Source organism: Vibrio sp. E150_011 (genome assembly GCF_053544015.1).
Window position 1 is genome coordinate 172353 of record NZ_JBHFOL010000008.1, and the last position, 11544, is coordinate 183896.

At 45.2% G+C, this 11544-nt stretch carries 9 protein-coding genes; 3 read left to right on the plus strand and 6 right to left on the minus strand.

The features are described 5' to 3' along the window. The first annotated feature begins 30 nt into the window (after positions 1–30). Both ACE1OE_RS14220 and ACE1OE_RS14225 read left to right on the plus strand, forming a co-directional pair. On the plus strand, positions 31–2436 hold the full coding sequence (locus tag ACE1OE_RS14220; RefSeq protein WP_449211453.1) for a GH36-type glycosyl hydrolase domain-containing protein: 2406 nt from the start codon (positions 31–33) through the stop codon (positions 2434–2436). Between the two features lie 56 nt (positions 2437–2492). Continuing rightward, on the plus strand, positions 2493–3905 hold the full coding sequence (locus tag ACE1OE_RS14225; RefSeq protein ID WP_102469812.1) for a phosphoglucomutase/phosphomannomutase family protein: 1413 nt from the start codon (positions 2493–2495) through the stop codon (positions 3903–3905). A 270-nt stretch (positions 3906–4175) separates the two neighbouring features. On the opposite strand, the gene ACE1OE_RS14230 is transcribed toward ACE1OE_RS14225, so the two are convergent. The 6 genes from ACE1OE_RS14230 to ACE1OE_RS14255 all read right to left on the minus strand — a co-directional run bounded on the left by ACE1OE_RS14230 (position 4176) and on the right by ACE1OE_RS14255 (position 10254). Then, a complete protein-coding gene (locus ACE1OE_RS14230) occupies positions 4176–5207 on the minus strand; it encodes an ABC transporter ATP-binding protein (protein ID WP_449211454.1) in 1032 nt (343 codons plus the stop codon). Beyond that, positions 5207–6832: an ABC transporter permease gene (locus ACE1OE_RS14235; protein WP_449211455.1), complete on the minus strand. Its 1626-nt coding sequence runs from the start codon at positions 6830–6832 to the stop codon at positions 5207–5209. The genes ACE1OE_RS14230 and ACE1OE_RS14235 overlap by 1 nt, the downstream gene beginning before the upstream one ends. 84 nt (positions 6833–6916) lie before the next feature. Further along, positions 6917–7927 (minus strand): Fe(3+) ABC transporter substrate-binding protein, encoded by a 1011-nt coding sequence (locus ACE1OE_RS14240; protein ID WP_449211456.1) that lies wholly within the window; start codon positions 7925–7927, stop codon positions 6917–6919. 171 nt (positions 7928–8098) lie between these two features. Continuing rightward, on the minus strand, positions 8099–9328 hold the full coding sequence (locus ACE1OE_RS14245) for an ammonium transporter (RefSeq protein WP_449211479.1): 1230 nt from the start codon (positions 9326–9328) through the stop codon (positions 8099–8101). A gap of 18 nt (positions 9329–9346) precedes the next feature. Then, on the minus strand, positions 9347–9685 hold the full coding sequence (gene glnK, locus ACE1OE_RS14250; RefSeq protein ID WP_102469808.1) for a P-II family nitrogen regulator: 339 nt from the start codon (positions 9683–9685) through the stop codon (positions 9347–9349). Positions 9686–9882: 197 nt separating this feature from the next. Next, positions 9883–10254 (minus strand): YacL family protein, encoded by a 372-nt coding sequence (locus ACE1OE_RS14255; protein ID WP_449211457.1) that lies wholly within the window; start codon positions 10252–10254, stop codon positions 9883–9885. Between the two features lie 92 nt (positions 10255–10346). On the opposite strand from ACE1OE_RS14255, the gene ACE1OE_RS14260 reads away from it, so the two are divergent. Then, entirely contained in the window at positions 10347–11489 is a 1143-nt protein-coding gene (locus tag ACE1OE_RS14260; RefSeq protein WP_449211458.1) for a sugar diacid recognition domain-containing protein, read from the plus strand. Positions 11490–11544 lie beyond the last annotated feature (55 nt).

Consider the following 11544-nt stretch of genomic DNA (forward strand, 5'->3'; position numbering starts at 1 on the left):
ATTAAGATTAGATTTCATAAGGATATACTCATGCAATACGGCTATTTCGATAACGACAATCGTGAATATGTAATCACTCGTCCCGACGTTCCAGCGCCATGGACTAATTATCTCGGCACAGAGAAGTTCTGTACCGTTATCTCACACAATGCAGGCGGCTATTCATTTTACAATTCGCCAGAATACAACCGCGTCACTAAGTTCAGACCGAATGCAACATTTGATAGACCAGGTCACTACGTCTACCTTAGGGATGATGAAACAGGTGATTACTGGTCTATCTCTTGGCAACCTGTCGCGAAGAGCCTAGAGGAAGCACAATATGAAGTGCGTCATGGCTTGTCTTATTCAAAATTCAAGTGTGATTACAACGGAATTGAGGCGAGTAAAACGTTATTCATCCCTAAAGGTGAAGATGCCGAAATCTGGGATGTGGTATTACGTAATAACAGCAATAAGCCGCGCACCATTAGTACCTTTTCATTTGTCGAGTTCTCTTTTAGCCACATTGCATCGGACAATCAAAACCATCAAATGTCGCTGTATTCCGCAGGTACTCATTATCAGGAGGGCGTGATTGAATACGACCTTTTCTACAACACCAATGAAAAAGAAGGCTTTTATTACCTAGCCTCAACGTTTGAACCTGACAGCTATGACGGCCAACGAGACAGTTTCCTAGGTCTCTACCGAGATGAATCAAACCCCATCGCGGTAGAGCGTGGTCAATGCTCTAATCACACGCAAACCTGTTACAACCATTGTGGTTCTCTGCATAAGCAATTCACGATTCAACCGGGCCAAGAGGTGCGTTTTGCTTATGTCTTGGGTATCGGCAAGGGCAACGGTGCACGGCTGAGAGAAAAGTATCAAGATCTTAGCGAGGTTGATAAAGCCTTTGCGGCTATTCGGACACACTGGGATGAACGCTGCGCAAAATTCCAAGTTAAATCACCTAACCAAGGGCTTGATACCATGCTCAATGCATGGACACTCTACCAAGCTGAAACTTGTGTGGTTTGGTCTCGATTCGCCTCCTTTATCGAGGTTGGTGGGCGTACAGGGCTGGGCTATCGAGACACCGCTCAAGACGCGTTGGCGGTGCCGCACTCTAACCCTGCAATGACAAAAAAGCGCATCATCGATTTGCTGCGTGGCCAAGTCAAAGCAGGCTACGGCTTACACTTATTTGATCCCGACTGGTTTGATCCCGGTAAAGCCGATATTGAACCATCTAAATCACCAACCGTGGTTCCAACGCCGAGTGACGAAGATAAGATCCACGGCATTGCTGATACCTGTTCTGATGATCATTTATGGCTGATCCCAACCATTTGTCGCTACGTCATGGAAACCGGAGAGACTGAGTTCTTTGACGAACTCATCCCTTATGCTGACGGCGGTAATGCCACTGTGTATGAACACATGAAAGCAGCATTGGATTTTACCGATAAACATGTCGGTGCGACGGGTATCGCGAAAGGCTTAAGAGCGGATTGGAATGACTGTCTTAATCTTGGCGGCGGTGAATCTTCCATGGTCGCCTTCCTTCACTACTGGGCGTTGCAGGAATTTGTCGACCTTGCCAAGCACTTAAACCAATCTGAAGACGCTCTCTGTTATGAACAGATGGCAAAAAAAGTACAAGACGCCTGTGAGACTCATCTTTGGGATGATGACGGTGGTTGGTATATCCGAGGCATCACGAAAACCGGCGATAAAGTTGGCACTAACCAACAGGCTGAAGGAAAGGTGCATCTTGAATCCAACACATGGGCGGTGATCTCTGGCGCAGTGACGGAAGAACGAGGCAAGAAAGCCATGAACGCCGTTGATGAGTACCTGTATTCAGATTATGGCTTACATCTCAATGCACCATCATTTGCAACGCCTAATGATGATATCGGTTTTGTAACCCGTGTTTATCAAGGCGTAAAAGAAAATGGGGCGATCTTTTCTCATCCCAACCCATGGGCTTGGGTCGCTGAGGCAAAGCTAGGCCGTGGCGACCAAGCAATGAAGTTCTACGACGCGCTCAACCCCTACAACCAAAACGACAACATAGAAACCCGGATCACTGAACCCTATTCTTATGTGCAATTCGTGATGGGACGCGATCATCAGGATCACGGTCGAGCGAATCACCCTTGGTTAACGGGCACGTCAGGTTGGGCTTACTTTGCCGCGACCAACTATATCCTCGGCGTGAGGTTAAGTTTTGATGGCTTGATAGTTGATCCCTGTATCCCTGTTGACTGGCCTGGTTTTGAGGTCACGCGGGAGTGGCGCGGCGCGACGTATCAAATCAAGGTTGAAAATCCAAATGGTGTCAGCAAAGGCGTGCAGTCCCTCACATTGAATGGCATCAATACGAGCGGCGCGATTGCTCCTCAACCTGAAGGCTCAGTCAACCTTGTTCATGTCGTACTGGGTTAATTCCACCATCGATTCACCAACATTACGAGCCCAACAGGGCTCGTTAGGAGAAAGCTATGATTAAATTTGGTACCGGTGGCTGGCGCGCATTTATTGGCGAAGAGTTTACCCGAGATAATGTCAGAGTCGTGGCACAAGCACTTGCCAACATAATCAATCAGGAGCAGGTCGCAGATCGAGGGTTTGTTATCGGCTATGACCGACGTTTTTTATCCGATAAAGCAGGACAGTGGTTTGCAGAAGTACTGGCTGGCAATGACATTCCAGTCAGCTTTATTAACAAGTTTGTGCCGACACCTATTGTCATGTATCAAGCAAAAGAAATGAATTGTGCGTACTCAGCATGCATTACTGCGTCTCATAATCCAGCGGATTACAACGGCATTAAGGTATTCATTGAGGGTGGTAGAGACGCCGATGAGATCATCACAGAGAAGATTGAATCTCAGATCGCAACCTTAACGGCCTCTCAAATTCGGCTCCTTGACTTTGACATCGCGATACAAGAACACAAGATCACTGAGATCAACCCAATGAATCAGTTCGTAGATTCGATCATCAACCTCATCGATATTGAAGCGATCAAACAAGCCAATTTACGAGTGTTGATTGATCCTATGTTTGGTGTAGCCAAGAATGCGTTGCAAACCGTTTTGATCAATGGCCGCTGCGATGTTGATGTTATCAATGATGGTAAAAACCCCGACTTTGGTGGCTTAATGCCCTCACCTAACGCCGCGACACTTTACCGCCTAAAACACCTTGTCGCCGCAGAAGGCTATGACATCGGCATTGGTACCGATGGTGATGCAGACCGCCTTGGTATCATCGATGAAAAAGGCAATTTCATCCACCCTAATGAGGTGCTGATGCTGCTGTATTACTACATGCTGGAATACAAAGGATGGACCGGGTCTGTCGTGCGTAACATCGCAACCACACACCTGCTTGACAAGATTGCTTCACACTATGGACAGCGAGCCTTTGAGGTACCCGTAGGCTTTAAGCACATCAGTGCTCAAATGGAAGCCGACGACTCGCTAATTGGCGGTGAAAGCTCTGGAGGTCTCACCATTCGTGGCCACATCAAGGGTAAGGATGGCGTATTTGCTTCCAGCCTACTGGTTGAGATGCTGAGTGTTACCGGTAAGAAACTCTCAGAGTTACTCAGCGATATTTACTCTCAATATGGTTACGCGTACACGGCAGAGGGCGACTGTACATTCAAGTCCGCACAGAAGGATAGCCTTTATCACAAACTCTACATTGAAAAACAGTTACCTGAATTTAGCTACGATATTGATAAGGTAAGTTACGCGGATGGGGCGAAAGTGTACTTCAAAAATGGGGGGTGGGTCATTGCTCGTTTCTCGGGAACTGAGCCTCTTTTGCGAATCTTCTGTGAGATGGAAGATAAAGAACAAGCCGAACATGTTCTTCAACAGATGAAAGGCTTTTTGTCATTGTAGTCTCTGTTTCCTCACTTCTTGTGGATCGAATGACTGTTTACCTGATCGTAGCGCCGATATTATTTAGCGCGAAGTAAACAGTAAACACCGTCACAAGAAACACCCTATAGGTGGAGAACATTTTGCCCGATGAGAAATCATCGGGCTTTTTTTATGTCTTTCGATACCCATTTTAGGGTTCGAATCTCAGCTTAAAGTAACCCAGGATTCTTACTTGCACTTAACTTAAAAACACTCGATAACATCTATCTTAACTCGATGTTATCTGTCTTAGCTAAAGGCGACAATCCCTTGAGATTCGACACTTACCGCCACACTTTGTCCAACATTCAATGCTTCCATCGAGGTAGCCAATATGCGTGTACCCTTGATATCCACCACGTAACGACAATGGTCGCCCATGAACTGCTGCTCGACCACATGGATACTGCTCTGCTCTGAAGATGAAAGCTGGATTTGTTGTGGACGAACCAGCAACTGACACGTCGCACCTTCGGCAATAAAGCTGCAAGATGTCGCTGCTATCTGTCCTATTTCCGTATCAAACGTAGAGCCAGAAATATGTGTCGCTTCTAAATAGCTACCACCACCTAAAAAGTCGGCAACAAATTTACTTGATGGACAAAAATAAAGCTCTGACGCACTGCCATACTGTTCAATGACCCCCTCGTTCATCACTGCCATTTTGTCTGCAAAAGCAAAAGCTTCCTCTCGACTATGGGTGACAAAGATAGCGGTAATACCTTGTTTCTTGAAAATCTTTCGAATCTCTCGAATTAGCTCATGGCGGACCTGCGTATCAATATTTGAGAATGGCTCATCTAGAAGCAACAGATCGGGCTTGTAAGCCAAGCTTCGTGCAATGGCAACCCGTTGTTGTTGGCCGCCAGACAGTTGATGTGGATACCGTGCTTTAAACGCCTCTAAGTGCACCAAAGAGAGTGCATCATTAACAATAGAATCCTGCATTCCCTTTGAGTGACCTTTGAGTCCAAAGGCAACGTTTTCAGCAACGGTTAAGTGAGGAAACAGGGCATAATCTTGAAAAATCATTCCTATATTACGCTGCTCAGGGGGCAACCATGTCTTTCCATCATCAATAACATTGTCGTTCAGCGTCATGGTGCCGCCAGCCAATGGCAATAAGCCAGCTATCGCTTTGAGTAACGTGGTTTTCCCACAACCACTCGCCCCCAATAAACACACAATTTCACCTTGGTTAACCTCTAGCGACAGAGCTTCCAGTATCATTTGAGATTCATATTGGCAGGATAGATTTTCAATAGACAGAGCGGTTGTCATTAGTGGGGTTGCTCCAGAGATCGATTAACAATGATGAGAGGGATAAGCCCAACGAGAACTAATAAGACAGCGGGCATCGCCGCCAGCTCCAAATGCTCATCAGAAGCAAAGTTATACACATAGGTTGCGAGCGTTTCGAAGTTGAACGGGCGTAACAATAAGGCGGCATTCAGCTCTTTCATCGACTCAATGAATACCAATAACCCAGCAATCAAAATGCCACGCTTGATAAGAGGGAAGTGCACCCGAGCCAACATTTGATTTTGCTTACAGCCCATCGTACGAGAAGCCATATCCAGTGATGGTGATACCTTACTTAAACTGGTCTCTATGCTGCCAATAGCAACCGCAGAAAAGCGAACGACCATGGCAACAACAATAGCAAACATCGATCCAGAAAAGATAAGCCCAGGTCGCTTCCAATCCATCCAAACAGCGAAATCATTAACAGCGTGGTCCATGAAAATAACAGGTACCATGACACCGATAGCTAACACAGTACCGGGAACGGCGTAACCCAATGAACTGGCTCGCATAAAAATTTGGCTAGACGTGTTCGGCGATAATCGGCGGTAGAAGTTTACGACAAGTGCAATCAGCACGGCTATCAATGCCGCGGCGATTGACACCTTAAGACTATTGATGGCGTAGGTTTGAAATTCAGGCGTCCAACTCTGCGCAAAATACTTATACGCATAGATGACAAGCTGACCTAACGGGAGAATAAAGGCTATCGACACTAAGCCCCAGCACCAAGTAACCGCAAACCACTTCTTCCAACCAGTGAGCTGATAACGAAAGTCTTCATGGCTATTATATTGACTTTGAAACAGTTTCTGTCGACGTCGACTGTAGCGTTCAGCCCCAAGTAACAGCACAATAACGACCATCATTAAGGCCGATATTTTAGCGGCTGCACTCAAGCTTGAGTATCCTAGCCACGTATCATACACCGCCGTTGTCAGAGTGTTGACGGCAAAGTAGCTCACCGTGCCGAAGTCACCAATGGTTTCCATCGCCACCAGCGACAAACCAACCGCGATAGAAGGACGCGCAAGAGGCAGCGAGATGCGCCAAAAACTTTCGAATGGCGTGCACTTTAATAATCTTGCAGACTGAAGTAAGGAGACGTTTTGCTCCATAAAAGCGGCGCGGCATAGCAGGTAAACATATGGATACAGTACGAGAGACAAGACGACCGTCGCGCCCCCTACTGTTCGTATGTCGGGGAACCAATAATCGCCTACTCCCCATTCAAATACATTGCGCAACCAGATTTGAATCGGTCCGGCAAAATCGAACCAATCGGTAAAGATATAACCGATAATATAGCCAGGCATCGCGAGAGGAAGCACCAACGCCCATTGCAGTACTTTTTCCGATGGCAGCTTACACATGGCCATAAACCATGCGCTAGGGACACCGAGACATAAAGAAAGGACAAGCACACCTGCGACTAACAACACCGTATTCATGGTGTAAGTCGGCATCACCGTATTTAAAAGGTGCGAGAAGATGTCACTTGTTTCACCAAGTGCTGTATAGAAGATCGCTAAAATAGGTAAAACCAGTAACAGAGTAAGCACTCCACTACTGGTTTTCCAAACTACATTTTTTTCTTTCATTGCCTAAACATACATCAGGCGACATAGAGTCGAGATGTTCAGTAACCGGAACCAATTAAGGGGCATTATACCCCTTTTTATCGGTTAAAGGTCGAACTTAACTTCATCTAACAATTTGATTGCTGCACTATGGTAGCCAGCGATGTCATCAAGTGACACCATATCTGCTTTATAGTCACCCCATGACTCCACCAGCTCAGAGCGCTTAACACCCTCTTTTACTGGGTATTCAAAGTTTACTTCAGCATACATTTGTTGCGCGGTATCACCCGTTAAAAATTCCATAAGCTTTAGGGCATTCTCTTTGTTAGGCGAGTATTTTGCCATTGCCATTCCGCTGATATTAACGTGTGTGCCTTCTGTTTCTTGATTCGGGAAGTTAATGTAAACCGCATCCGCCCACGCTTTTTGCTCTTTGTCGTTAACCATCTTACCTAGGTAATAGCTGTTACCTAAAGACACATCACAAAGGCCTTCTTTAATCGCTTTCACTTGACCACGGTCATTACCTTGAGGCTTACGCGCTAGGTTAGCCTTAACACCTTCCAGCCACGCTTTCGTTTCCGCTTCACCATGGTGAGCGATCATCGAAGAAACAAGAGAGACGTTATACGGGTGTTTGCCGCTGCGAGTACAGATCTTACCTTTATACTCAGGCTTGGCTAAATCGGCATAGTTAAAGTCATCGCCTAATTTACCAACGCGATCTTTTGATGAGTACACATTACGCGTACGCAGTGTTAGCGCGAACCATTCGTTCTCTTTATCTCGGTATTGAGCCGGAACATTAGCGGCAATGACTTCGCTATCAACAGCCTGAACAACGTCTTTGTCTGTTAGTTCAGCGAGGCGACTGATATCAGTTGTTAGAACGACATCAGCAGGACTGTATTCACCTTCTTGTTGTAGCTTTTCTGCTAATCCTTTTTTAGCAAACTTTACATTGACCTTAATACCCGTTTCTTTAGTGAACTCGTTGAACATCGGCTCTACAAGAAACGGTTGACGGTAAGAGTAAACGTTGACTTCTTCAGCGGCCATTGCTGGTGCAGCAAATCCTACGGCGATTGCTGAAAGGGCTAGCAGTTTTTTCATTATTAAGTTCCTTTAATTTAAAATGAGAACGTTTATCAGTTGCGTTATTATATGCATCTTCTGCTAGAAAACAATGATCTGATATAAAAAAACCTGTCACTAGGGACAGGTTTTTTATCAACTATGTAACAGTATGTGTATGCATTGGTAACTTTAATGCAGCTTAATATCTTATTTTGAAGTTACAAACTCAGGGTATGCGCCAACACCACAATCGTGCATATCCATACCTTCCAGCTCTTCTTCTTCCGATACACGAATACCAATCGTCGCTTTAAGTACCGCCCAAACCGCTAAGCTTGCAGCAAATACCCAGGCAAAGATAACCGCAGCACCAAGAAGCTGAGCACCAAATGTTGCATCACCATTACTCAGTGGAACCACCATTAGGCCAAAGAACCCACACACACCGTGTACTGAGATAGCACCCACTGGATCATCAATCTTAATTTTATCTAAACCGATGATACTAAATACGACTAATACGCCTGCCACTGCACCAATCGCAACCGAATATACCGGTGATGGTGATAGCGGGTCAGCAGTAATCGCGACCAAGCCAGCCAATGCACCATTCAAAATCATCGTCAGGTCAGCTTTGCCCCATGTAGTCTTACAAACTAACAACGCGGCGATAGCGCCCGCTGCAGCGGCAGCATTGGTATTTAAGAAGATTTGTCCTACTGCTGTCGCATTCTCGAAATCAGAGACCATCAATTGAGAGCCACCGTTAAAGCCAAACCAACCTAACCATAGGATAAAGGTACCCAGCGTCGCTAATGGCATGTTTGAACCTGGGATTGGATATATTTCACCATTTTTCCCGTACTTACCTTTACGTGCGCCTAGCAGCAACACACCGGCTAGCGCCGCTGAAGCACCTGCCAAATGTACGATACCAGAGCCAGCAAAGTCACTAAAGCCAGCTTCAGCGAGGAAGCCTCCACCCCATGTCCAATACCCTTCCATCGGATAAATAAACGCCGTCAAAACTACCGCAAAGATAAGGAAAGACCACAGCTTCATACGTTCTGCTACTGCACCGGATACCACCGACATTGCGGTTGCAACAAACACCACTTGGAAGAAGAAATCTGACTCAAGTGAATGATCCGCCCCTTCAGCTTGCGTACCAATCAATGCGCCAAATGAAGGCAACCAACCCGCCTCTGCGTTATCGACATACATGATGTGATAACCCACGACTAAATAACAAGTACAAGCAATGGCATACAAACAAAAGTTTTTGGTTAATATTTCAGTGGTATTTTTAGAGCGAACTAAACCCGCCTCTAACATGGCAAAACCCGCTGCCATCCACATAACAAGTGCGCCTGAAATAAGAAAGTAAAAAGTGTCCAGCGCGTAACGTAGTTCGCTTACAGTCGTTGCTAATTCCATCATAATGTCTCCAATCCCTTAAAGTGCTTCCGCATCCATTTCACCAGTACGAATACGAACGGCCTGGCTTAGGTCGTACACGAATATTTTACCGTCACCAATTTTTCCTGTTTGCGCTGCATTTGAGATAGCCTCAACAACACGGTCGACATTGTCGGCGTGCGTTGCAATCTCAATCTTCACTTTAGGTAAAAAATCGACCTGATATTCTGCACCACGGTAAAGTTCAGTGTGTCCCTTTTGTCGGCCAAATCCTTTGACCTCTGAAACTGTCATACCCTCAACACCTACATCAGCAAGCGCCTCACGTACGTCGTCCAGTTTAAATGGTTTAATAATCGCGTTAATAAGTTTCATAGCATCCCTTTCGCCGTGTTGTATCCCGTTATGAGAATAGAGCTTTCAAGGTGCATGCCAAGTTTTCAAGTTATTGAAAAATAAGAAAACATAGAAATCATGTTATAGAAATGAAAACAGCTCGCACCATAATGGTGCGAGCTGTTCACGAAATTAATGCAACCCAAGCAAAGAGCACTATTAAAGTGCAAATCGTTTTATCTATTGTGAATAAAGCGCTCCCATTGCTTGATTACTGCGTTAAAATCTTCAAGGCCGGACTCGCTAAAACTCTCGCTGCTATAGAGTTCAAACTCCTCAACGTTATCATTCGTCACATCAAAATTAAGACAGTTTTCAAACACATGAACTTCAGATTCCAGAATGCTCAATGAGATTTCCTTCCCTTCCCAGCGAAATTCTTTACTTGGATACTGAGCGGCTGAGGCAAGTTGGTTCTTAATCTCTGCAATGGTCTGATCATTTGTAGAGATCTCTTCTTGAAATAAACGGGCTAATACTTCATGCCCCATTTCACACCGTACCAGGTACTCTCCTGTCAGTGAGTTTTTTATAAATTCGAATTCCATCACATTGTCTCTTGGCAATAACCTAATGATTATACCTCAAATTTTTAAGTTCTCGGGTATACTCAAAATATTCGTAGCACAGAGAAGATGTCATGCAACTTAACGCCCTGATAGCAAAACAAATTGTCGATAGAGCGAAAAAAATCATTCGTCATTCGATCAATGTTATGGACGACAGTGGTGTCATTATTGGTTCCAGCGATCCTTCTCGTTTGCATCACATCCATGATGGGGCACTCTTAGCCATCAAAGACAACCGCATTATTGAAATCAATGACGCCGTGGCTTCCACTCTATCTGGCGTAAAAAAAGGCATCAACCTGCCCATTATTTACGACGGCAATGTCATTGGTGTCGTCGGGGTTTCAGGCACACCAGAAGAGGTGCGTAGCTATGGGGAACTGGTCAAAATGACAGCAGAACTCATTGTTGAACAAGCCGCGTTAATGCACCAAATTCAATGGGATAAACGGCACAGAGAAGAGTTATTATTACAGCTCATTCAAGGTACCAGCCTGAACGAAGGTCAACTATTGTCTATCGCTCAACGGTTAGACCTCGACTTGGACCAACCTCGTGTAGCCGCCGTGATCAAGGTCATTCCAAGGCCCAAAGAAACATTGACACTAGAGCATTTACAGCGCCTCACACACCTGCTTGAGTTTCCTGAGCGAGATAACATTGTCGGTATCGTATCGGTATCAATGAATGAGATTGTAGTATTAAAGCCGATTACGATGAGCCACTCAGTTTGGAATCGACAAGAGGAACAAAAAAGAGCCGCTAAACTACTGAGGCGAATCGATAACGAATGTGACTTCTCTATACAGATGGCGCTTGGGGATTATTTTCCTGGCGTTATCGGACTAGCAAAGTCTTATGAAACGGCTAAAGCAACGATGGCGATCAGCGAACCAAAAGCAAAATCCATTCTGTTTTATCACGACCACAAGCTTTCGGTCTTGGTCAGCAATATCAAGAATGACCCCTGGCGCGCCCAACAATTGAAGGCCCCCCTGGAAAAGCTCATTCAATCTGACGCTAAACAGGTTCTTGTCAAAACGCTGCATCTCTTTTTTGCACATAATTGCGATCTAGCTCAAACTTGTGAATCACTACATATTCATAGAAACACCCTTCGTTACCGAATAGACAAGATCGAGTCAATCACATCCTTAGATATCAACAAGTTAGAGGATAAAATCCAACTATATCTCGCCCTAAAATGTCTATAACCCCACACAATAACTGTGCAATAGCACAATTATTGTGTGTATTTCCACTCTAAAT